Source organism: Trichocoleus sp. FACHB-591 (assembly GCF_014695845.1).
Classification (GTDB): domain Bacteria; phylum Cyanobacteriota; class Cyanobacteriia; order FACHB-46; family FACHB-46; genus Trichocoleus.
Map to the genome: position 1 here is coordinate 322,461 of NZ_JACJPA010000121.1, position 22,613 is coordinate 345,073.

General features: G+C 48.6%; 24 protein-coding genes. 12 read left to right on the top strand and 12 right to left on the bottom strand.

The window, feature by feature from the left end:
* Positions 1 to 192: 192 nt before the first annotated feature.
* Positions 193 to 1,683 (bottom strand): UDP-N-acetylmuramoyl-L-alanyl-D-glutamate--2,6-diaminopimelate ligase, encoded by a 1,491-nt coding sequence (locus tag H6F90_RS29150; RefSeq protein ID WP_190555419.1) that lies wholly within the window; start codon positions 1,681 to 1,683, stop codon positions 193 to 195.
* A gap of 31 nt (positions 1,684 to 1,714) precedes the next feature.
* Entirely contained in the window at positions 1,715 to 1,999 is a 285-nt protein-coding gene (locus H6F90_RS29155; RefSeq protein ID WP_190555420.1) for a glutaredoxin family protein, read from the bottom strand.
* A gap of 368 nt (positions 2,000 to 2,367) precedes the next feature.
* Here H6F90_RS29155 and sbcD point away from each other — a divergent pair, with 368 nt between their 5' ends.
* The 3 genes from sbcD to recJ all read left to right on the top strand — a co-directional run bounded on the left by sbcD (position 2,368) and on the right by recJ (position 6,427).
* Positions 2,368 to 3,675, top strand: coding sequence for an exonuclease subunit SbcD (gene sbcD / locus H6F90_RS29160; RefSeq protein ID WP_370588129.1), 1,308 nt, complete (start codon positions 2,368 to 2,370; stop codon positions 3,673 to 3,675).
* 211 nt (positions 3,676 to 3,886) lie between these two features.
* Entirely contained in the window at positions 3,887 to 4,327 is a 441-nt protein-coding gene (locus tag H6F90_RS29165; RefSeq protein ID WP_190555421.1) for a hypothetical protein, read from the top strand.
* A gap of 39 nt (positions 4,328 to 4,366) precedes the next feature.
* Positions 4,367 to 6,427, top strand: coding sequence for a single-stranded-DNA-specific exonuclease RecJ (gene recJ, locus H6F90_RS29170; protein WP_370588130.1), 2,061 nt, complete (start codon positions 4,367 to 4,369; stop codon positions 6,425 to 6,427).
* A 137-nt stretch (positions 6,428 to 6,564) separates the two neighbouring features.
* On the opposite strand, the gene psb30 is transcribed toward recJ, so the two are convergent.
* Complete coding sequence (gene psb30 / locus H6F90_RS29175) at positions 6,565 to 6,696, bottom strand: photosystem II reaction center protein Ycf12/Psb30 (RefSeq protein WP_190438500.1); 132 nt, start codon at positions 6,694 to 6,696, stop codon at positions 6,565 to 6,567.
* A 235-nt stretch (positions 6,697 to 6,931) separates the two neighbouring features.
* On the opposite strand from psb30, the gene H6F90_RS29180 reads away from it, so the two are divergent.
* The 3 genes from H6F90_RS29180 to H6F90_RS29190 all read left to right on the top strand — a co-directional run bounded on the left by H6F90_RS29180 (position 6,932) and on the right by H6F90_RS29190 (position 8,181).
* Positions 6,932 to 7,288 carry a YkgJ family cysteine cluster protein gene (locus tag H6F90_RS29180; RefSeq protein ID WP_190555422.1) on the top strand — a complete coding sequence of 119 codons (357 nt, stop codon included), beginning with the start codon at positions 6,932 to 6,934 and terminating at the stop codon, positions 7,286 to 7,288.
* A 56-nt stretch (positions 7,289 to 7,344) separates the two neighbouring features.
* Positions 7,345 to 7,800, top strand: coding sequence for a TMEM165/GDT1 family protein (locus H6F90_RS29185; protein ID WP_370588131.1), 456 nt, complete (start codon positions 7,345 to 7,347; stop codon positions 7,798 to 7,800).
* Positions 7,801 to 7,878: 78 nt separating this feature from the next.
* Positions 7,879 to 8,181 (top strand): TMEM165/GDT1 family protein, encoded by a 303-nt coding sequence (locus tag H6F90_RS29190; RefSeq protein ID WP_190438505.1) that lies wholly within the window; start codon positions 7,879 to 7,881, stop codon positions 8,179 to 8,181.
* Positions 8,182 to 8,297: 116 nt separating this feature from the next.
* Here H6F90_RS29190 and H6F90_RS29195 read toward each other — a convergent pair whose 3' ends face one another.
* Positions 8,298 to 8,816 carry a DUF4149 domain-containing protein gene (locus H6F90_RS29195; protein WP_190555423.1) on the bottom strand — a complete coding sequence of 173 codons (519 nt, stop codon included), beginning with the start codon at positions 8,814 to 8,816 and terminating at the stop codon, positions 8,298 to 8,300.
* A gap of 871 nt (positions 8,817 to 9,687) precedes the next feature.
* Here H6F90_RS29195 and H6F90_RS29200 point away from each other — a divergent pair.
* The 4 genes from H6F90_RS29200 to H6F90_RS29215 all read left to right on the top strand — a co-directional run bounded on the left by H6F90_RS29200 (position 9,688) and on the right by H6F90_RS29215 (position 12,410).
* Positions 9,688 to 10,269: a DUF2808 domain-containing protein gene (locus H6F90_RS29200; RefSeq protein ID WP_190555424.1), complete on the top strand. Its 582-nt coding sequence runs from the start codon at positions 9,688 to 9,690 to the stop codon at positions 10,267 to 10,269.
* A gap of 88 nt (positions 10,270 to 10,357) precedes the next feature.
* The gene (locus H6F90_RS29205; RefSeq protein WP_190555466.1) at positions 10,358 to 11,314 is read left to right on the top strand and encodes a type II secretion system F family protein; all 957 of its coding nucleotides are present in this window, start codon (positions 10,358 to 10,360) and stop codon (positions 11,312 to 11,314) included.
* 153 nt (positions 11,315 to 11,467) lie between these two features.
* Positions 11,468 to 11,848, top strand: a complete 381-nt coding sequence (locus H6F90_RS29210; RefSeq protein WP_190555425.1) for a hypothetical protein — start codon at positions 11,468 to 11,470, stop codon at positions 11,846 to 11,848.
* Between the two features lie 97 nt (positions 11,849 to 11,945).
* Positions 11,946 to 12,410, top strand: a complete 465-nt coding sequence (locus H6F90_RS29215; protein ID WP_190555426.1) for a hypothetical protein — start codon at positions 11,946 to 11,948, stop codon at positions 12,408 to 12,410.
* A gap of 24 nt (positions 12,411 to 12,434) precedes the next feature.
* On the opposite strand, the gene H6F90_RS29220 is transcribed toward H6F90_RS29215, so the two are convergent.
* The 4 genes from H6F90_RS29220 to lgt all read right to left on the bottom strand — a co-directional run bounded on the left by H6F90_RS29220 (position 12,435) and on the right by lgt (position 15,495).
* Positions 12,435 to 12,788: a phenylpyruvate tautomerase MIF-related protein gene (locus H6F90_RS29220; RefSeq protein ID WP_190555427.1), complete on the bottom strand. Its 354-nt coding sequence runs from the start codon at positions 12,786 to 12,788 to the stop codon at positions 12,435 to 12,437.
* Between the two features lie 105 nt (positions 12,789 to 12,893).
* A complete protein-coding gene (locus H6F90_RS29225; RefSeq protein ID WP_190438536.1) occupies positions 12,894 to 13,373 on the bottom strand; it encodes a flavin reductase family protein in 480 nt (159 codons plus the stop codon).
* Between the two features lie 89 nt (positions 13,374 to 13,462).
* Positions 13,463 to 14,278 carry a precorrin-4 C(11)-methyltransferase gene (gene cobM, locus H6F90_RS29230; RefSeq protein WP_190555428.1) on the bottom strand — a complete coding sequence of 272 codons (816 nt, stop codon included), beginning with the start codon at positions 14,276 to 14,278 and terminating at the stop codon, positions 13,463 to 13,465.
* 296 nt (positions 14,279 to 14,574) lie between these two features.
* Positions 14,575 to 15,495, bottom strand: a complete 921-nt coding sequence (gene lgt, locus H6F90_RS29235) for a prolipoprotein diacylglyceryl transferase (protein ID WP_199296245.1) — start codon at positions 15,493 to 15,495, stop codon at positions 14,575 to 14,577.
* Between the two features lie 307 nt (positions 15,496 to 15,802).
* On the opposite strand from lgt, the gene rlmN reads away from it, so the two are divergent.
* Positions 15,803 to 16,915 carry a 23S rRNA (adenine(2503)-C(2))-methyltransferase RlmN gene (gene rlmN / locus H6F90_RS29240; protein WP_370588132.1) on the top strand — a complete coding sequence of 371 codons (1,113 nt, stop codon included), beginning with the start codon at positions 15,803 to 15,805 and terminating at the stop codon, positions 16,913 to 16,915.
* A gap of 53 nt (positions 16,916 to 16,968) precedes the next feature.
* Here the strand turns inward: rlmN and H6F90_RS29245 are convergent, their stop codons facing one another.
* Together H6F90_RS29245 and uvrC are read right to left on the bottom strand one after the other, a co-directional pair.
* Positions 16,969 to 17,157 carry a replication restart DNA helicase PriA gene (locus H6F90_RS29245; RefSeq protein WP_190438540.1) on the bottom strand — a complete coding sequence of 63 codons (189 nt, stop codon included), beginning with the start codon at positions 17,155 to 17,157 and terminating at the stop codon, positions 16,969 to 16,971.
* 925 nt (positions 17,158 to 18,082) lie between these two features.
* Entirely contained in the window at positions 18,083 to 19,966 is a 1,884-nt protein-coding gene (uvrC, locus tag H6F90_RS29250) for an excinuclease ABC subunit UvrC (RefSeq protein WP_190555429.1), read from the bottom strand.
* A 199-nt stretch (positions 19,967 to 20,165) separates the two neighbouring features.
* On the opposite strand from uvrC, the gene H6F90_RS29255 reads away from it, so the two are divergent.
* A complete protein-coding gene (locus H6F90_RS29255; RefSeq protein ID WP_190438544.1) occupies positions 20,166 to 20,345 on the top strand; it encodes a hypothetical protein in 180 nt (59 codons plus the stop codon).
* A gap of 23 nt (positions 20,346 to 20,368) precedes the next feature.
* Here the strand turns inward: H6F90_RS29255 and H6F90_RS29260 are convergent, their stop codons facing one another.
* Positions 20,369 to 20,776: a response regulator gene (locus tag H6F90_RS29260; RefSeq protein ID WP_190555430.1), complete on the bottom strand. Its 408-nt coding sequence runs from the start codon at positions 20,774 to 20,776 to the stop codon at positions 20,369 to 20,371.
* Between the two features lie 330 nt (positions 20,777 to 21,106).
* Positions 21,107 to 22,078 (bottom strand): NF038130 family PEP-CTERM protein, encoded by a 972-nt coding sequence (locus tag H6F90_RS29265; protein ID WP_190555431.1) that lies wholly within the window; start codon positions 22,076 to 22,078, stop codon positions 21,107 to 21,109.
* Positions 22,079 to 22,613: the final 535 nt, after the last annotated feature.

The following is a 22,613-nucleotide window of genomic DNA, read 5'->3' on the forward strand; positions in this document are numbered from 1 at the left end:
ACTGACTATTTGCAAAAATTGCCACCTACTCGCATTCTTTCGCAACATTTCTGGGCGTAGATCAGAAAACTGTGCTACAGATTCAGCGCAACTATACAGGGATCGGAACGAACGGCGATTCGCTCCTAGGAGAAGGTATAACTCAAGTTAGGTAAGTCGATCGCTCAATTTCAATCTTGAAAGTTTCTGCTTTTACCGTAGTTCTAAAGCGGCTCTGGCTTGTTCGCGATCGTCAAAGTGGATTTTCTCAGTGCCGAGAATTTGGTAATCTTCGTGGCCTTTGCCTGCAATCAGCACGCCGTCTCCTGGTTGTGCTTGCAGAATGGCGGTACGAATGGCTTCGGCGCGATCGCAAATCACTAGAGGCTTCGCGGTGGGGGGAATGCCAGCTAGAACGTCTTGCAAAATCCGCTCTGGATCTTCGGTGCGTGGGTTGTCGGAAGTGACGATGGCTAAATCTGCCAAGTCAGCAGCAATTTTGCCCATTTGAGGCCGCTTGGTGCGATCGCGATCGCCGCCACAACCAAACACACAAATCATCCGCTCTTTAATAAAGGGACGAGCCGCTTTCAGCAAGTTTTCTAGGCTATCTGGGGTGTGAGCATAATCCACAATCACGCTAATGTCTTGCTCAGCGTTGATTTGAACTCGCTCCATCCGTCCTGGTACTCCCGAAAACTGGGGCAAGGCCGCAACAGTTGTTTCCAGCTCTAAACCCAAATGGAGAGCGGTGCCGACGGCAGCTAACAAGTTGGCTAGATTAAATTGACCTACTAAGGGCGATCGGAAGGCGATCGCTCCTTTAGGAGTGTGCAATGTGCCGCTGACTCCGTTGGCTTCATAGATGAGGTCGCTGGTCCAGAGGTCAGCGTTGGAGTCTTGGGTGCTGTAGCTCCACACTTGTTCTGCGGGTAGTTGGTCGATTAAGCGCCGTCCGTATGCATCATCCTGGTTAATAATGGCGCGACCTTTGAGGTAGCCAGGGCTAAACAGGAGGGCTTTAGCAGCGAAGTAATCTTCTAAGTCGCGGTGGTAGTCTAGATGGTCTTGGGTGAGGTTGGTGAAGACGGCCACTTGAAACCCACAACCTAACACTCGACCTTGGGCGAGGGCGTGGGAGCTAACTTCCATCACGCCATATTCGCAGCCTGCTGCCACTGCTGAGGCTAGGTTCTGTTGCAAATCGATCGCGAAGGGCGTGGTGTGGGCTGCGGTTTTTTGATAACCAGGCCAGCGAGCATAGAGGGTGCCGAACAAGGCAGTGGAGGGATTTGCTTCGTTGAGTAAGAATTCGATTAAATGAGTGGTGGTGGTTTTACCGTTGGTACCCGTAACACCGACCAGTTGCAGTTTTTGAGCAGGGTAGTCGTAAAAGGCGGCGGCTACTTGAGCACAGGCTTGCACCATATCGGAAGCAGGAATCACACAAGCATCTTCTGCTTCAGTGTGGGGTCGTTTTTGAGCGGCAGTGGATGAAACCAAGGCTGCAACTGCACCAGAGGCGATCGCGCTGGGCCAGAATTCGCCACCATCGACGCGGGTTCCGGGCATGCCGATAAATAAATCTCCAGGTTGGCAAGCGAGAGAGTTGGTGGTCAACCCTTTCACTTCGCACTCCAATGCGGCATGACTAGACGGTTGCGTTACGCCTGGTACTGCTGCTAATAATTCTCGTAGTTTCATGTCAGCAACTCCTCACCTGCACATCCTGGGCCTATTCTGACTGATCTGCTAGCCAATATTTCTGTAACATTTGCTCCAACTGGGTGACGCTCGCTCGTGGGGAAGGACGAGGTAAGAGTTCTTCCACCGTGCCTGTTGGTTGGGGGTTGACTCGCAAAAGCACGGGGATTTCGTACTGGTAAGCCTGAAACCAGTCCTCACGGGTGGTAATGTCCCGAATCTCTAGGTCAATCTCTAAGTTTTGAATTTGATCTAGCTTTTCCTGTAGTCCTTCGCATAGGTGGCAACCAGGTTTACTGTACAAAATTAATCGCATGTTCTGTTTTCTACCTTGGCCCTTGCAAAGTCTGTTCTGTTTATCCGCTATGGAGCTTATTTTTTCAGGAAAGTCTCGTTATATCTAGCAGTTTGGCAATTTCTTGTGTGCATTGTTCAATTAAAGCCCGAACCTTGGGGGCACTCGCCCCCAAACCCCCGCTGAAGGACGGCTGCGTCCTCCAGACCTTCTCCAGACGAGTTTAACTGTGAGTGTTTCAATACCTGCGATCGCTACTTCTTAACGTCTGACTCTTGGTTTTCTATTCCTGTCTCCTCACTCCTCTCTCTCTTCATCCTTCCCCTAGTGTTAAGTTGTTGTTTAGCCAGTCCATTCGTCATCCATTCGTTGTGCCCGGAAGAACTTAAGTGGCAATTAAAATCCTGCATCTTTCCGATATTCACATGGGCAGTGGGTTTTCCCACGGGCGGGTTAATCCAGAGACGGGGTTGAATACTCGCTTAGAAGATTTTGTGGCGACGTTGGGGCGCTGTATTGACCGGGCGATCGCGGAGCCTGTGGATTTGGTGCTGTTTGGTGGGGATGCGTTTCCGGATGCGACGCCGCCGCCGATTGTGCAAGAGGTGTTCGCGACTCAGTTTCGTCGCTTGGTGGATGCCCAGATTCCAACGGTATTGTTGGTAGGGAATCACGATCAGCATTCGCAGGGGCAGGGGGGCGCGAGTCTATGCATTTACCGAACACTGGGGGTGCCAGGGTTTGTGGTAGGCGATCGCTTGGAAACTCACCTGATCTCTACTCGCAACGGCCCGATTCAGATCATTACTTTGCCTTGGCTGACACGCTCGACGTTGTTGACGCGCCCCGAAACGGAAGGGTTGTCAATGGCAGAGGTGAATCAGTTGTTGATCGATCGCCTGCGAGTGGCGCTTGAAGGAGAGGTACGCCGTCTTGATCCGGAGGTGCCGACGGTGCTCTTGGGCCATTTGATGGCAGATTCAGCTTTCTATGGAGCGGAGCGATTTCTAGCGGTTGGCAAGGGGTTTACCATTCCGCTGGCGTTGCTGGCTCGGCCTTGCTTTGACTATGTGGCTTTGGGGCATGTACATCGGCATCAAGTCCTGTGTCATGAGCCGCCTGTGGTCTATCCGGGCAGTATTGAGCGGGTAGATTTTAGTGAGGAAAAAGAAGACAAGGGCTTTGTGCTGGTTGACGTAGAGCGGGGAGCTACGAAGCTGGAGTTTTGTGCTTTACCTGTCCGAGCATTTCGTACGATTGAAGTGAATGTTTCGGAAGCGGAAGATCCGCAAGCCAAGCTCCTAAAAGCGCTGAAGCCAGAATTAGTCGCGGATGCTGTGGTGCGGCTGATTTATCAAATTCGCTCCGAGCAACTGGATGAGATTGATAATGCTCCTTTGCACGCCGCTCTGCACATGGCTCATAGCTACACGATTCAGCCAGAGCTAGTTAGCCAGTTGGCTCGTCCCCGTCTGCCAGAATTAGGAGTTGGTAGTAGCATCGATCCTTTAGCTGCTTTAAAGACTTATTTAGCGAATCGAGAAGATTTGCAAGATATTCAAGGCGATCTGCTACAAGCGGCCCAAAGTTTACTAGACACTGATGAGGAAGAATGGCTAGATGAACAGCCAGCGATCGCTAACCATCTAGGTTCCAGCCGAGTCCTAGATGGAGAAACCCAATTGCGCCTCCTCTAAGCCAAGCCTCATAAAATGCTTGTAGCTTGCGCAGGCTCAGTTTTAATGGCTCTAGACTTCAGCCTATGAGTTCAAATGATTGCAGCGTTAAGACCCAAGCGGCAATAATTTTGAAGCCAATGGGCATGATGTGTCTTAAAGTGCGGCATCCTGCTAATGGGAGCAACCACAGAGATCTACTCATTTCTGCAATCTTTCTATGGCTAAATCTATGGCTAAACTTTTACCGACGGTTTTACTTGCGCCTGCTTTAATGACGGCAACGCTACTTTTTAGCCAAACTCAAGCTATTAGTCCCGCTTGGGCGGGCACTTGCGCTTCTCGCTGCGGTCCTAAGCCGCTTCAGTTCACACCAGGGCAGCGGGTGAGTGTGGAAGTGGTCAATCAAACTGCGAGTTTAGTGCAGGTTCAAAAAGTCTTTGGCACTGATCCAGTTCCCATGCGGCCTGGGCAGGAATTGAAGTTTGTGCAAGGCGGTGGCACAGAACCCAATATTTCTGTGTACTTCTGGGACGAAACGGCGCTGCCTCTGCAAGCCAGACTCTCTCAGCCGAATCCTAAAACCCTACGGATTGAAATTCGGCCAGGTGGAAGACCTCCGGGCGATCGCTCTGTTTATTTGTTAAATGATGGTCGTGTTGCTGTCTTTTAGCCAGTACAATCGGCTGAGCGTGTTTGAACTGAAACATTTGTGCTAGTACCCGTTCCTTCCTCCCCTCACCTGTCCCATCGTGAGCACCGCCTGCCCGATAAACGTTGGGCGATCGCTGAGCGCGATTTGGAACGGGTAGAGGCGATCGTGCAGGCAACTCAGCTTTCACCGCTGCTGGCTCAAGTGCTGACGAACCGAGGCATCGCTTCACCGGGACAGGCAGAAATTTTTCTCGACCCGGATTTGCAAGTCTTACCTTCGCCGCTAGAAGATTTTCCAGATTTAGCGGTAAGTGTGGAGCTATTGCAAGAAGCGATCGCCAATCAGCATAAAATCGCTATCTGTGGCGACTACGATGCTGATGGCATGACTAGCACAGCCTTGTTACTGCGGGCTTTGCGGGCTTTAGGGGCTGAGGTGGATTACGCCATTCCTAGCCGTATGAGTGAAGGCTATGGCATCAATGAGCGGATTGTGGAGGACTTCCATCGCGAAGGGGTACGGTTGATTCTGACGGTAGATAACGGCATTGCTGCGGTCAAGCCGATCGCTAGAGCCCGTGAGTTAGGTTTAGCCGTCATTGTCACCGATCACCACGAAGTCCCACCAGAAATCCCGCCTGCCAATGCCATCCTCAACCCCAAACTGATTCATGAGGACTCGCCTTATCGAGGTGTAGCGGGGGTTGGGGTAGCTTACGTTCTAGCTGTAACCCTAGCTCAGCAACTGGACGCGAAAGATTTAGGCAACTTACTGCTAGAGCTATTTACCTTAGGCACGATCGCGGATTTAGCCCCTCTAACTGGGGTGAATCGGCGTTGGGTGAAGCGAGGGTTGCAGCGATTACCCAAGTCCCAGATTCCAGGGGTGCAAGCTTTAATTCAAGTGGCTGGGTTGGGTAGTTCCAAAGCTCTTAAACCGGAGGCGATCGGGTTTAGTTTAGGACCACGAATTAATGCAGTTGGACGCATTGCCGATCCTCAAGTGGTGATTGAGCTGCTAACGACCGATGACATGGGCATTGCTCTGGAGCGGGCGATGCAGTGCGAACAAATTAATCAGCACCGCCAGCAACTTTGTACTCAGATTGAGCGGGAAGCGATCGCTTGGTACGAAGCCAGTGAGATTGACTTGCAGGACGATCGTGTGTTGGTCATTGTGCAACCTAATTGGCATCACGGGGTGATTGGCATTGTGGCTTCTCGTCTGGTGGAGCGTTATGGTGTGCCTGTTTTTATTGGCACTTACGAGGACGACAATCAAAAAATTCGCGGTTCGGCTCGCAGTATTCCCGACTTTCATGTGTTTGAAGCGTTGGAGTTTTGCAAGGAAGTTTTGGAAAAACATGGAGGTCACCAAGCGGCAGGTGGTTTTACCCTCTTAGCCGAAAATCTAGAAGAGCTGCAATCGCGCCTCCGTACCTTTGCTTGTGCTTCTCTGCAACCGGATCAGCTCAAACCTCTCCTAGCCATCGATGTGCAAGCTCACTTGGAGCAAATTGACCTTTCGCTTTACGAGCAAATTGACGCGCTGCATCCCTGCGGCATCCAGAACCCCGATCCAGTTTTCTGGACTCCAAATGTGCGGGTAGTCGAGCAACGCCTGATCGGAAAAGACCAAGCCCACCTTAAGGTGACTTTGAGCCAGGATGTTAGCCAAGTTGATACGCCACTAGCTGCGATCGCTCAACCTCGAATCCAAGCATTGGCATGGCGTTGGGGGGAATATTACCCGCTGCCTAATCGAGTGGATATTGCCTACAAGCTGCGGGTGAATGAGTGGCAAGGCAATCAAACTGTAGAGTTAGAATTAGTTGGTGTCCGGTTGCCTAGCTCTGAAAACGCCTTGCGATCGCCAGCAACGGTTGCTACTCAACAGGCTAAGTTTGATTACAGCGATCGTCAATACACCTGTGGTCTCTACGAACAGCAAAAAGGCAAAGAGTTAAGAATCACCAATTCGGAAGGACAGCAGCTTGTGATTCAGAAAGGGCAGAAATTAGGTTGGCTACTCAAACCAGGTGCAGAAGCCAAGCCAGTAGACGTTTCTCAGCCTTTCTTTTATCAACTGATTAAAACGGCTCTGTCTGCTTTGGGCTGAGAACTTCACCAAAGAAAAAGAGCCTACTGTGAAGCAGGCTCTTTATTACTCTCTCTTACTTGAAGCTTTTTAGGTAAAACTTTGTTGCCGATTGTTTTAAAGCCGAAATCTGGGTCTCAGGTTTAAACAATAGAAATCTAGAGGTCGCCTTTTCCGGCCGCTAACAAGAAAATGACAGCCGGACCAGCAAGCATGATCAGCGCTACGAAGGTGAGTTGCGCGATCGCTTCGAAGTTAATGTTGCCAGCGAGGCCAGACAGAAAATCCATTTCTCCTCCCGAGTTAACCCAATGAATTGTACCTTGGGTTAGAATGCCTGAGGCTTATTTTACCTGTCAACACCTGGTTTCTTTAAGGAAGTTTACAAAACTCTAAATACTTCCAGACAAGGCAAAATTGGCCTACCATCCATTCGCTTCAAAAACCGCTAAGCTCATTCAGGGGGCGGTAGATCTGAATTGTCAGTGCCACCCAGTGGGCCAGTTTCTAGAGATTTTGTAGATTATGCCAACTTGGCGTTGTGTCAAATATTGTGGGGCTTGTTGTCATCTCGACCCCAGCGATCGCCCTGATTTGGACCAATATTTATCAGGTGATGAGCTAGCACTTTATCTCAGCATGGTAGGCGAGGATGGTTGGTGTGTTCACTTCGACCACGACACTCGTGAGTGCAGCGTTTATGATGACCGTCCTCGCTTCTGTCGAGTCCAGGCGGATGTGTTTCAAGATTTATATGATGTTGAGCCAGAAGAACTCAACGATTTTGCGATCGACTGCTGCGAGCAGCAAATCGAAGCGGTATATGGCGATCGCAGTTTAGAAATGCTGAAATTTGAGCGCGAGATTGGCGTGATTCATTGATCTTTCAGGCAACCCTGAGCATAATAATGAAAAGAATATGAAATGGCGCGTTACCTGTGCAATTATCTTCCCGCCCTACTAGTCTGTCTGCCCCAGCTTCGCCCGCTGCTCAGTCATTGATGGAGCAACTCAATGGGCCAGAGTCTAAGATTCATGCAGCTTTGATTGAAGAAGTGGAACTGCCACGGCAGGCTAGTGCTCCGCATATGTCTCAGGATCGTCAAGAGCGTTGGCAGGGGTTTGGAGTGTTTTGCTCTACCTTTGTTACCATTTTTCTCGCGGAGTTAGGCGATAAGACCCAGGTAACGACGCTATTAATGAGTGCGGAATCCCAGTCGCCTTGGATGGTGTTTGCAGGAGCAGCATTGGCTTTAATTACGACTAGCTTGTTGGGTGTGCTGGTCGGGCGTTGGCTAGCTAATCGGCTGTCGCCCAAATCCTTGGAGACGGCTGCGGGAGCAGCTCTGTTGCTAGTTTCTGTTTCCCTCCTGTGGGATGTCGTGCATTTTTAGTACCGCTGGCTCCAACCAACTAATTCGATCAACATTTCAACGGTTCGCGATCGCTGCCCTGCAACTTCTTAAAACCTTATGGATTGGCACCTGCTTGGATTGAGCTTTATCACCATCTTTTTGTCGGAATTAGGCGACAAGAGCCAAGTGGCAGCGATCGCCCTGAGCGGCAGTTCTAAATCTCCACGGGCCGTGTTTTTTGGGACAGCAGCGGCCTTATTGTTCGCTAGTTTGTTAGGGGTGCTTTTGGGTCATGGGGCGGCTCATCTTTTGCCAACTCGCTTGGTTAAGGCGATCGCAGCTTTGGGATTTGCCTTGATGGCGGTGCGATTGCTATGGCCCAGTGCTGATTTACCTCCAGACGCAGAGGAAGTTTCCTAGCTAATTTATTTTCAAGGTTTATAGGCACCTAAAGCAAAAGCTCCCGATCGGCTCAGGAGCTTTTTTCATGGCTAGAAATAGGTTGTGCCTCTGTTGGTGAAGCAAGTAAAACGCAATTAAACGCGATCGCGGTAGCAAAGATTTAGCAACAGTCCGCCGGAGGCAAACTTCAGTAGCTCCAAGGCCCAATAGCTGCCATGCAACTGGTTCATCCCGACTGGGATTTCGATTGCCGTATTAAACAAATTTAGCTCCATCCCTAAAGCACTCATTTGAGGCGTGAGAGCGTAGGTGTAAAGAAGAGCGATCGCCACTAATATGGCGGCAAGTACCGCTCCAGCATAGCCCTTGCGGTTGTAGGCAGGTTGTAGGTAGCGCAGTGCTAAAACTCCCGTCAAGGCTATGGCAGCGCAGAGCAATTCAATGCGGTTGAAAAGCCAGAAAATGGCGTATCCAGCTGCGGCAAATCCAGGTTGGCTCATCATGCCTGCTGCGTAGAGACTTGGCATAATTACCAGGTCCAAAATCAGGCTGCTGCTGAGCCAAAAGGCCAACGCAAAAATCACAACTGTCTGCCATTGAGGTCGCTGCATTACGCCATTGGAAATGCTAAAACTATCTACGCTTGAATGCATAAAAATTCCTAGATGTACTTACCTTTAGCTTAGCGAATCTATTTCCTGACAACTGTGAAATAAATCGGAATTGTCTCAGGCTAAAGTCGATTCATTTAACCAAACAACTTGGCTTAGAAAAACGAGCCAGAACAACAAAAACTGCTGAGTTTGTAAGTCAGTAGATCATACGTGAGGTAAATTTACCTGTCCGCAAAAGTGATACAAAACTAAATGAGTCTGACAGAAGGCTGCCAGACTCTTCAAGAGTAGTCAATCAGGAAGTTTGTTTCAAAGGTGGACAGAAGCCTGCTTGTCAGATCTGCGAAAGGTTAGAACACCTCCTTGATCATTGAAATAACCTATCACTCGTCTACCACAGCCTATGAGGTAGACTCTTAACCACCGCTTAAGATACTTCAGACGAAGCACTTAATTTTCTGCAACGAGCTTTACAAAAGTTGTGCTGATTGTAAGGGAAGGGAAGCAAGAAACCAATGACGAGATTGATGAGTTGTAAAATTGGTAAACTGCTTATTGCTTGCGAATACAGCTACTTTTGCAAAGTCAGATCGAACATTGGAGAAAACATTCTGACTAGCGCAGGAGGCTAACCTTTTCAGATCCTAGAAGTTGTCAATTGGATTGAATGAGGAGGAGCTGTTTGGTGCCTGAATTTAGAATAGCACCGAGGTTTTGAAAGCGTGAGCTGTTTTGTAGAAGTTCACTCCTAATTAACTTTAGAAACAACCCGCAAAGAAACTAAATACTAGACTTAAGTTCTTGCTCTTTGCTTGTGGTTAACGGCAGCGATCGCAGCACCTGATCTACAACTGAAGTAGAGACAAAACAAGCTACCTGGAAGTTGGTAGACCTAGGTGGGAGACGGGCGATGAAAGGTATTGCGACTAGTTTAGGGATTTTACTGACGGCAGCTACGGCTACCTGGAGCTTGAATCTGCCATTGCAGGCGGTGACTCTAGCAGATGGTACGGTCTACTTTGTGCAACCTCCTCGATTGGTGAAGGCGACCACAACGCAGAGCGCGACCTATGCTTGGTCAGCCACTTACTACTTCACCTTGGATGTACCGGAAAATGCAGGAGAACCTCTCCAGAAAGTGACGATCGCACAGCGAGAGGGGATTGATGCCTTGCGCTACGACCTGAAAGACACCCAAGCTTTTGTGGGTGAACCTAGAGGTAAGAGACAAGCGGTGGCCTTAAGTGAAGTAATCGGCGATCGCAAAACGCGGACAGTTTCAGTGGCATTCGATCCGCCGATTCCTCCCGGTCAGACTGTGACTGTAGGGCTGCGTCCGGTACGCAATCCCAACATCGGTGGTGTGTACTTGTTTGGGGTTACAGCCTTCCCAGTAGGTGAAAAAGCGCATGGGCAATTTTTAGGCTTTGGCCGACTGCACTTTTATGACTCTCGTGATGCTTGGTTTCTCCGCGATCGCTGGTTTCGTTAGGCTTCATTCCCCTGAGTTAATACAAACTCGCTTGCTAAGCTAGGCGAATTAAACCAAGCTGGCACTTATAACTTCAATCTTGGCAGCGGTGCTCTCTCCCAAATTCAGGCTCAAAGAAATCGCCAGCTTCTTTCACCAATTCTCAGCTTTGCTGGATGCAGGATTGCCTGTGCAGCAAAGCTTGACTTTGGCAGGTAAGGATTGTAGCGCGGCTTTTCAGCGCTCTCTACAGCAAGCTAGTACCAATGTTGCTCAGGGACAGGACTTGGCGACTGCGATGACTCTAACGCCAGCGGTTTGGAGCCCGTGGACTTTGGCTTTGATTCAGATGGCTGAGTACAGCGGTAGCTTGGCGGCAACTTGTCGCAAATTAGCGATCGCGGCTGAGCAACAGCAACGACGGGCACGGCTTTACCGCTCCGTGACTTTGGCAGGTGGGGCAACTGTGCTCAGTTTGCTGTTGCTGCTCATAGTTTTACTGCAAGGCAGTGTTAACTCTCTAGGTCAGCCTGGCTTTTGGGTCACAGCAGGATTGCTATTAGCGCTTTTTGGTGGAAGTGCCTATGTAGTTGGGACTCGACCACTTGATGCGGGCCTGTATCGGTTACTAGTTCAACTACCTGTCCTGAAGCCGCTATTGGAAGCTCAAAGCATGTTGTACTTTACCGAGCTAGAACTGCCCCTGAGCTGTGGAGTGCCATTGCTGAGCGCTTTAGAGTTAATTCGCGATCGCATTCCCAATCCAGAACTCGCTAAAAATTTAACGATCGCCAGTCAGCAAATAGCGCGGGGGCAAACTCTGAGCCGCAGTCTACAAGGTAAGATTCCAGCGATCGCGCTGCAAATGATTCGGACGGGCGAAGAAACTGGCAATTTAGATGCCATGCTGCAAAAACTTGCCGCTTATTACGAAGGAGAGTTAGAGCTAAAACTTCGTCAGCTTCAGGGAGTGTTGCGTCCCTTGAGTTTGCTAGCGGGGGGAGCGTTCGTGCTGGTATTGGGCATGCAGATGGTGCGATCGCTGCTTAATGCCTTACCAGGTTGACTGGAGTAGCTTCAATGAGTTCTCGCCCGTCAGATTTAAAGCCAGAGCGAAAAATTTTCCACGGTAACTAAACCGTAAATTCATCCGCCAGGGTAGACGGTACGCTACATTAGCAGTTGGAAGAGACGACATCAGCAAAAGAATTTCTCAATCATGGTAGAACGTCCCATCAAGAAGTCTGAACGTCAGGTTGCAGACAATCCCAGTAGTGATGCAGCAGGGTTCCAAGGATCGGAAGCTTCCGATTCGGATACTCGGAACTCTGAGGAACGCGTTAGAAGTCGGCCTTCACGCGATAAAAGCGATAGAAACGATAAAGGCAGTGACAGAGGCAGCGGTAGAGGCGGCGACAGAGACAAAAGAAAAGGCAGAGGTAGAGACCAAGAGGACGATCGCGCCAGAACTCCGGTCAATCCTGCTTTGATGCGGGGACCAAAACCTACTCAGCCGAAGCCGCCTGTGGTGCAGCCAGAGCCAGAAGTAGAGGAGAATGCTACCGCTGAGGCAGATTCAGAAGTTGCAACTGAAAGTTAAGACTTGATTGATGGAGTTGGGCCAAGCTAGACCCACTCTCAAGGGTTAGCTGCCAACCAGCAGGGCTGCCATGTTTGAGAAACTCAGGAGGGTTTGAATGAGTAAACCGTTAAACGCTGCTCTCTCGGAAGAGATTGCTCAGCGACTTAGTCACAAAGCCAAAACCTCCTTCGACAATGCTTACGAAGCAGCCTTGCTGATTCCAGGAGTTACCTATGTGCAAGGATTTCTGGTGCTGCCAGGCATACCCTACAAGCCGATGGAGCACTGCTGGCTGGAAGTTGAGGATGCCATTGTTGATCCCGCGTTGCCCCACCTAAACCGCGCTCCCGAAGAGATTTGGTATTTCCCAGCTCAGCGCTTGAGCGTCAAGAAATTGAAAGCTGCGATCGAAGAAGCCAAAGAAGATTATCCAGAGGACGATCCGCTGCCTGTGTATGGAGCCGCCCCCTATGAGTATTACGGGGACGCGATGTTAGGGGGCAAAGACTATCTGGAGGCGTTTCAGGCAGCAGAGGCAAAGTGTCGAGAACTCAACCAATCAGAACTAGATCGCAATTAGTGTGCAATTAGCGATCGCCTCACCTTAGCCAAACGTGGAGCCATTCCAACCCCACATCGAGCCTCTAGCATCTGAAAACTCAATGTAGGTACGATTGGCAGGTATCCCTAAAGCTTGCTCAATTTGTTGCGAAAAATCCTGGCTCATCGCTTTGGTCTGTGTGGGACCCATCGTGCCTACGCTTTTGATCTCCACGTAGCATGTAGGATCAGACGTACCTCCGAAAGTCATGGCGACTTCTGGCTCAAAAGCCGTCATCACATAAGATTCGGGCTTACCCGTATGTTTTGCTAACCCAGCCGACAACTGCTTGAGTAGGCTTTCCACTTGCGACTTGTCTGGAGCAGAAATAGAAGTTTGAACCTTGATCAAAGGCATAGTGACAATATAAAAATTCTAAAACTTCACTAGCTGATGAGTTGATTGTTTAGGCTAAGCCCAAGACTCAGCCCTCACAACCTCTTATCCTTAGCAATTAAAGTGTTAGCCACCGTATTGCCAGCCTGTGCTCTCTAGCAAGAGAGGCTCGCCCTCACGATGAGTGCCTGCTGCAATCACTTCACCTACATAAACCGTGTGATCGCCTTGCTCGACCGCACCAACTACGCGGCATTCCACATATCCCAAAGCTTCGGAAATGATTGGGCAACCTGTTTCTCCGAGGTAAAACTCGACATCATCGAACTTGTTACCGACTCGACGCTGCGGTTGAAAAAACTTTTGCGCCAGGTCTTTTTGTCCTGCTTCCAAAAAGCTTAGGACAAAGACACCGCTGCTCTTGATCATGGCGTGAGAGCGGGAGTCCTGTTTCACACAGTTGACGACGAGAGGGGGCTTAAAGGAAGCCTGCATAACCCAACTGGCAGTAAAGCCATTTACTTCTTCCCCTTCTTTGACTCCACAAATGTAGAGCCCGTGGGGAATTTTACGCAGGATTGTCTTTTTCGCTTGTTCGTCTAGCAAGGGTCTATACCTGATTGGCACTACATCGCTCAGTGTATTACAGACTCACGAGAGGAAAACCACAGCCCAGCCATAATCCGACTAGAATCTTACTGGCGGAAGAGATGATCGTGTTCTGGATGATAGAGCCGCGATCGCGCCTGAGTTGCTGTTAGAGCAGGACTAATCACATAGAGTGTGGTTCGGATCAAGTTCTCCTGTTGCGTGACCGTAGCCATTTCACTCAGCGGCACCACCCGAATTTTTTCATCAGGCCAACCAACGCGGAAACAAATCGCCACCGGAGTCTCCGCGGCATAATGCTCCATCAACTTCGCCTGAGACGCTTCTACATGACGAGCGCTGAGGTAGAGACAAAGACTCGCTTTGTGAGCTGCCAACCCAGCCAACTCCTCCGCCTCCGGCACCTCCGTCCGTCCGCTAATCCGAGTCAAGATAATCGTCTGTACTAAGCCCGGAACCGTTAGCTCCACCTGAAGCTTCGCCGCCGCTGCTTGAAACGCGCTAATCCCAGGAATCACCTCAAACGGTACCTCCGCTTCCGCTAAAGCCTGCATTTGTTCATGCACCGCTCCATACAAGCTGGGGTCGCCTGAATGCAGTCGCACTACCGACTTTTGCGATCGCACCCGCTCCACCATCAGCGGCAAAATTTCTTCTAGCGTCTTGTTTGCCGTGCGAATCAACTCTGCATCAGCTCTCACACCCTGCAAAATTTGCCGAGGCACCAAAGAATCCGCAAACAAAATCACATCCGCTTGCGCCAACAACCTTTGCGCCTTAATCGTCAGCAACTCCGGATCACCCGGACCCGCTCCGACAATGTAAACGGCAGGCGCTAGACCAGATTTATCCTGGGTTTCAGGGAGTTGGCTGACGACAGAATTAATATCAAACGTAGTCATAAATCTCGATTCAGTCTTTAGTGTAGAGGAGTCAGTCTAGAGCCTCCCCGTACGTGAAGTTACCTCTGCAGGGGGTCTGGGGGACGCAGCCGTCCCTCAGCGGGGGTTGGGGGGCAGGTGCCCTCAAGCTCTTGGTTCTAAAAGCGTAACCGTAAAGACTTGATAAAGCGATCGCTCCAGAATTCAAACTATCCGGATTGGCTACTGTGCCGTTGGATTATGGAATGGTAGATGCACCCTGATTTAACCCTGGAAGCCATTCAGCTTCTGGGGTTTTTCTTATTTAAATTCCAAGCTCAAGGAAGATGGTCCGATTCTTGACGCAACTTCGGATCTGTTTCCTGAGCAGCCACCACATCCGCTAAAGGACGACGGAGTTGGTAGAGCCAAAATAAACCAGCAAGACCGATGCTGATTTCTACCAAACTAATAATTTGAGCAATTCGAAGCGGGCCGATCATTAAGCTGTCTGTGCGCAGCCCTTCAATCCAGAAACGACCCAAGCTGTAACTGACTAAATAAACTAAAAATAGCGTTCCCACCTTCAAAGCAGGTTTCCCTCGCAGGCCCCGGAAAAACAAGGTGATGAGAATCCCAAACACCATCAAGTTCCACAGAGACTCATAGAGAAAAGTGGGATGAAAATACGCCACATTCTCATATCCCACTGGACGTTGCTCAGGAGGAATAAACAGCTTCCAGGGTAAATTAGTCGGTCGCCCAAACGCCTCTGAATTAAAGAAATTGCCCCACCGCCCGATCGCCTGCCCCAAAATCAACGAGGGTGCCACCAGATCCGCTAGCTGCCAAAACGAAACTCGTTTGATTCTGGCGAAAATCAAGCTAGCTACCAATCCACCTAAAATAGCGCCATGAATTGCGATGCCCCCTTTCCAAATGGCAATAATATCTTCTGGGCGTTGAGCATATTCTTGCCACTGAAACAGCACGTAATACAGCCGAGCAGAGGGGATAGCAGCGACAACTAACCAAATAATTAGGTCGCCAATCAAATCGGGATCAACTCGGCGACGCGTCGCCAAAGCTTGGGACAAGCTGACCCCAATTAGCACAGCCGAGGCAATTAAGAGGCCATACCAACGAATAGTGAGAGGTCCCAACTCAACTAATATGGGGCCTGGAGACTTGAACTCAAAGGCCATAAGCCCATAGCAGCCACTCCAGAGATGGGACAAAATCGGCAGATCCAACGGCATGAGACTTTAGGATTCAGCTACAAACTTGATTTTATCCGTCCGAGTGCAGAATCCAAGCTAGACTGCGATTTCTCCAGCTTGGAATTCTGACTACCAAGAAGCCTGAATTAAAAGCGCTGTCCAAGGCTGCACGGGCCAATTGAGCTAGAATGAAAATCCCTAGGCCAGCTAATTCACCTACATGGCAGCGGAAGAATGTAGGTGCGTGAGTTAGCACCGAGAGGCCAAAGTTCTACAATCAAAAGTTTGTCAGAATCGCAACTGCAATTGTTGACAACGCTAGTTGCTCCTGGAATTGAGAAAACGCATGGATAGAATTTACTCCGATCAACCTGTGGCACAGGCTATCACTGCTGGTCAATCAGGAACTGCGGCTCCGATGCCATCTGTAGTAGTTTTACCTCCCCTGCTAGGTGCTTCCGTGGCGGAGCTAACGGAGTGGGTGAAACAACAGCAACAGCCTGCTTATCGAGGGCAGCAGTTACACCAGTGGATTTACCAAAAAGGTGTGCGATCGCTGGATGAAATTTCAGTTTTCTCCAAGCAGTGGCGTTCCACGGTTGCTGATGTGCCTATAGGGCGCTCAACATTGCACTATCGAGCCGCTGCCCCAGATGGCACTGTGAAGTTTTTACTCCGGCTAGCTGATGGTCAGATTATTGAGACTGTAGGCATTCCCACGGAAAAGCGCCTGACTGTTTGTGTGTCTTCTCAGGTTGGCTGTCCGATGGGTTGCGACTTCTGCGCTACAGGTAAAGGTGGTTTCCTCCGCAATCTGGAGCGACATGAAATTGTTGATCAAGTTTTGACAGTTCAAGAAGACTTTCAACAGCGAGTCAGCAACATTGTGTTCATGGGCATGGGCGAACCTTTGCTCAATGTAGACAATGTCCTGGGTGCGGTGCGATCGCTGAACGAGGATGTGGGCATTGGAAAACGCGCCATGACTATTTCGACCGTAGGCATTCCGGGTCGCATTCGTCGTTTAGCCGCATACCAGCTACAGACCACTTTGGCTGTGAGCTTGCATGCTTCTAGTCAAGCAGTCAGAGAGCAGCTAATTCCGAGTGCGAGACAGTATCCTCTGCAAGACTTACTGGCTGAGTGCCGCGAGTATGTGCAGCTAACCGGGCGCCGGGTGACGTTTGAATACATCTTGTTGGGTGGTTTAAATGACTGCCCAGAGCATGCAGTAGAATTGGCGGAACATCTGCGGGGGTTCCAGAGCCACGTTAACTTAATTCCTTACAATCCAATTAGTGAAGTAGATTATCAACGCCCCAGCCCACAGCGGATTCAAGCTTTTCTGAATGGCTTGAAGCAGCATCACATTGCTGCGAGTGTGCGGCGATCGCGGGGTTTGGAAGCAGATGCCGCTTGCGGTCAATTGCGGGCAAAAAAAGTAGGAGCGATCGCTTAAGATCACTCCTACCGTGCTGCTGCGATTGTGGTGCGGCAATCGCAAGTGCAAATCTAATGACGGGCGTAGATGCCAGGAGCATACGCTTCGATTACTTTGCCTGTGATTGTGCAAGTAATCATTAAATAATCACAAGTTTGGCATTGGGTTCGAGTCAAATGATCATCTGAAAGATGATGACGTTCGGCATGACTACCACAATTAGGGCAACGAACAACTTGTAAGGTTTCTAGAACACGCATTTTAATACTCTCGCAGCTAGCTCAACAATTAGGAGGGATTAAGGGCAAGGTTCACGAATTAAATTCGTAATTCTAAGATTTTCGAAACAAAATGTATCGAAGCTTACTAAATTAGTCTGAGATTAAAAGTGCAGAAGTCATCGTCTCCTGACTCTTCTATTATGTTGGCATTTATGCAGATCGGCAATCAAGCTTTAGTTAGATTTTAGATTTCAGAGGTTGGGGATCGCCTACAGAGAGAGCGATCCCCGCAATACTGCTATTAGCTAAAAGCGCTGTTGATTTGGGACTGCTCGATACTAACTTCTTCGATGATTACAGAGTTCTCTAAACAATTCTGCAAATTTTTTATGAGATTTTACTTATGTTTATGAACTTTCTTAATGAGTTTACTGAGCGTTAGATAATATTTTATTGGAGAAAAACAGAAGCAATTGTTACTAAAAATACAAAATATTTCCTGGTTAAACTCCTCCACGTTCCGTCATAATTCAAGCAGCATAATGCATTGAGCTTTTATAAGTCTTTTGGTGTCGTCTACGCAGAGCAAAGCTGTTCCTCAATCTTGCTGCCAAGGGCAGTAAAACTACAAACTGCATTGCCAGGAAGATTCAAGCATTTTGTCATGATTTCTTGCTATAGAAAATGAACACAAGTTTTCTGGGTCAGCACAAATGTTTAACCTCTAAATCGCAAGATTTGGAGGCAAACTCAAAAGGATATATCGAGGCTGACTTTATCTAACCCTTCAAAGCGATCGCGTCAAATAAAGCTATTACCAATCATTAAAACTAAATTAAGAAAATGGTTCTTCCTTAAGAAGGATTTAGGCAACGATTAGCAATTTGGCTACGTAGTGACAACTGAGCAGAGCTAGACCTTACTCTACTTCGGTGAGGTTTATTTAACCCGTCTTGATAGAAAACTAGGACTGCGGATGAAAGTAGTCGTAGATTTTCTGAGCTATCTGAGGGCCAATCCCAGAAACATTTGTGAGTTGTTCCGGGGTCGCTTCCCGAATGTAGTCAACTGAGCGAAAAGCAGCTAACAGTTCTTTTTGGCGATGATGCCCTAGCCCAGGAATATCTTCTAAGCAAGAGCGGCGCATGCGATCGCTGCGTTGCTGGCGATGGAAACTAACGGCAAAGCGGTGAGCCTCATCACGAAGACGACGCAACAGTTGCACTCCGGGTTGTTCTGCTTCTGTGGTTAAAGGCAAGGACTCCCCTGGCAAAAAGATTTCTTCTCGCTTTTTCGCTAAACTGACCACGCGCAACTCTTCTAATAAATTCAGCTCCCGCAGTACGCTCACTACAGCCGAGAGTTGGCCTTTGCCGCCATCAATCATGACTAAATCGGGCCAATCTGGGTTGCCCACCCTTGGCAACTGCGGATCAGCGGCATATTTACGAAACCGCCGCCGAATTACTTCTGCCATGCTGGCAAAGTCATCCGAGTGCCCTGTGGTCACAGTAGGGTTCTTGATTTTGTAGTGCCGATAGTGCTGTTTGGCAGGTATACCGTCTACAAACACGACCTGAGAAGCGACAGCGTCGGAACCTTGAATATGCGAAATGTCATAACCTTCAATCCGTCGCGGCATGTCAGGCAGATCTAACACTTCGGCTAGGTCTAACATCGCTTGAGCATTGCGATCGGCAAAGCGCTGAGTTCGGGCTAACTCATACTCCGCGTTGCGCTCTACCATTTCAACTAGCTCAGCTTTGGTTTGCCGTTGCGGCGCGACAATCGTAACTTTGCGTCCTTTGCGATCGCTTAGGAACTCAGCCAGCATGTCGCTCTCTGGCAGTTCGTGCTGTACCAGAATTTCTGCAGGAATCTCAACTGCGTCTACTGTTTGGTAATGCTCCTCCAACACTCGCTCTAGAATCGCACCTGGTTCTCCCGATTGAGCATCGGCGACAAAGCCTAATCGTCCTACTAATCTGCCAGCGCGAATTTGAAACAGTTGAATGCAGGCATGCTGCTCATCTGCGGCCAACGCGATCGCATCACGAGAAATGGTGTCATCGGGTAAAGCTACTTTCTGCTCTGCACCCAAAGACTTCAAGCCATTAATCTGATCTCTGAGGCGAGCCGCCTGCTCGAAGTTCAAAGCCTCGGCAGCTTGATCCATTTGCACCATTAAGGTGTCAACCAGTTCCCCGGTACGCCCTTGAAAGACCATCGCGACTTTCTGTACAATTTTGCGATAGTCTTCGCCCGAAATCATTTGCTGACAAACGCCTGGGCAACGACCAATATCGAAATTAAGGCAGGGACGATCCTTAAACAGAGGTTGGGGACGCTGCCGCAAGGGAAAGATCCGCTTCACGATGTGCAAGGTGCTGCGGAGCAAATGAGTATCGACGTAGGGACCGTAAAACCGATCTCTTTCATTACCCAACCGTCGCTTTCGGGTAATAAAGATGCGGGGGTAATCCTCTGACCAGGTAATGCAAAGATAAGGATATTTTTTGTCATCCTTGAGCAGCACATTGAAATGTGGTTGATGCTGCTTAATTAAGTTCGCTTCTAGCGCTAGGGCTTCAGCTTCTGTATCTGTGACAATAAACTCAATTTCTGCAACCTGTCGCACCATCAACGCGATGCGAGGGCTGAGTGACTGTAAATCACGGAAATAAGAGCGCACCCGCGATCGCAGCTTTTTCGACTTACCAATATAGAGAATGCGATCGCTCACATCCCGCATGTAGTAAACCCCAGGCTCCGATGGAATCTCTTTCAATCGGGTTTCGAGGCGCTCAGGTTCTTTCAGCAGTGGCAAAACTTGAGAAGATAGGGTCACAGGCCGAATTAGAAAAATAAACGAACTGAAAATTATAGAATCTTGAGCTTCAACCCATAGGGTGTCCGAGAAGTGTGGCCCTATACCTTTATTTTAGAACAGCTAGAAATCTTAAGCGAATTAACGGATTCTCTCTTCCCTCCGTAATTGCTATGGTTGTAAATGTATGTATTAAGACTATTAATTAAGTAGTAAAAGTATGGAAATTGAAGAGTTTGAGTCACAAACTCGCAATGCTATTGATAAAATTCTAAATCAATTGCAAACGGCAACCCTGCTAATTGCAGAGTTGGAATCTCAAATTTCTGAAGCAGGTGCCTCAGTACAAACCTTGAGCCAGCTTGTTGAAACCTTTGTTATAGAACAAAGAGCCAAATAAATCTGGATTTAGCAGAAGAATTCCTATAAGACCGAGTAGGGCAGTTCCTCTCGGATTGCTTGTTTGAGTAGGTTCAGGTTCACTGGTTTGACTAAGTAACGACGAGCCCCTAAACTCAACGCTCGCCGCTGGTCAGACTGAAAAGCAAACGCTGAAACGACGATTACAGGGACTTGGAACTCTTCCCCACGTTGTTGCAGTTGCTCTAAAAGAGTGTATCCATCAATATCTGGTAATTTCAAATCTAAAAGCACAATATGCGGCTGAAATTGGGCGATCGCCGTAAAAAATCCAGCACCTGCAGCCAAAGTTAGTACGGTATAACCGCAGTAATTGAGATAGTCACTCAGCAGTTGCCGATTGGAGTCATTATCCTCAATCAGCAAGATTCGAGCACTGCCTTGTCCTAACTCATCTGCATCCTGGCTCATCCTTATAATTCCTTTTGCACAAAGCTACCCAATCTGGAGACCAAATTTTAGTTAGAGACTCTATCAGCCTCTAAGTTAAATTGGTTACATCCAATTTCGCAGCCTATAGTATCTGTCCTGGCCCATTAACGCAAGGCTCGACTAACAGCAGCGTGAAACCGAGCACGGCAAGGTCTAATAAGATTAAAGTATTTAAGTGACGTGAGACTTAGTAGCGATAAAAATTATCTGAACATTAAGCGGATATAAACGAAAATTTTCTAGAATCACACCACAAAATTAAACCAGGAAGCGATCGCCTCCTGGTTCTGATGTTGACTGAATTAATAATTAGTTTGAGGCTTGTTTGGTTAACTTACGCTTAGCTGCAAACAATCCACCCAGACTAAATAAACCCAATGCTAGTGAAGGCTCAGGAACTGACTCAGGGGAGGGCTTGGGTGGTAGTTCACCTTGCAACGAGACTTCGTAGTTGCCAGTGTGGGAATTTGTACCATCTTTAGAGACGAGCCCAGAGTTGGTCGCCTGATAGCTACGTAAGTATTGACTCGCTTGTCCGTTGTAGCTAACCTTGACTAGTTCACTGGCCTGAATGGTGCCCGGTAATCCTAATAGCGGGGCAGCATTGAAATGTCCAGCTAAGCCAATCTTAATCAACCCAGTTTGATCGTCTTGATTGACATAAGAGATGTTGGGGTCACTAAATCTTTGCAGCCCACCTGCTAGCAAAAAGGTGCTAAATAGGTTTTGGTTAGGTGCCATCCCGTACTGAGTTAGGGTGGTGTTAAACCAGGTGGTTGCTAAGTTGGATGAATTGTAGAGCGAGGCGATCGCCGCAAATTTTTGGATGGCAGTTGTATTAGAACCGAGGGCTGTCTGGAGAGTAGTAACGTTGCTAGCTCCTAGCCAATCTACAGCGGTTAAGCTGCTGAGGCTGATGTTTTTACCGTTGAGCTGACCATCCAAAGTTTTAACTTGGTTGTAACCCAAAAAATTGTTGAAAGCGGTTAACTTTTGGGCCGAGGTTGCTCCGGCGCTGGAATAGAGAGAACCTGCTTCACTATTAGAAAATAGTTCGACATTGCCGCCTGGAGCGCTGCTATCACCATCTAATGCTGCCTGCACATTATTGGTTGGGTCTACTACGGTTTGACCGCCAATGACTGTGTAAGTCAGAAAAGATGCATTACCTCCAACTGTTGCATTGACGATAGATGCTGCAAATGCAGGAGCGTTAGCGATCGCACTGACAGTTGCGAACACGGAGGCTCCAACGATTAGGCGTTTAATATTCTTCACCATGTTGTGTGTCTCCACAAGATTTCTAGATAACGTTCGAGCCCTGGAACACCCACTACAGGGGAGGTAGATTTGTGCGATCCAGAGTTAACAAGATCGATAAAACTCTGAGGGGCAATCTACTACTTCGTAGTTTTACTTGAGTATTTTTTGGTATTGAATCAACGCCTAGTCTAGAAAGTTTAAGTACTCAAATAGGTAAAGTTCGCTGAGATTTTGCCTAAGCTTGGATAAAGAATTGCTTGCTCTTTTGATAGCTACCGATCGCTCATCCCCGTAGAAATACAGGTAGCCAGTAGTTTCCCGGAAGCACAGCGTCAGATTAAGGCCATTGCATCCTTGCAAGTACTCAATAATACGCATCCATTAAACGTTCGACTGCCTGGAATGAGTAATATCAACTCCTGAAAATCAGGCTACAAGTACAGAACTTACGCAAAAGTCATTTGAACGGACGGATGCTTGAGTTGCTCCTTGAGATACTCAGAGAGCATCCCGTGCTTGATTTGATAGATAGTTCTACCACTTTCGTAGGCAA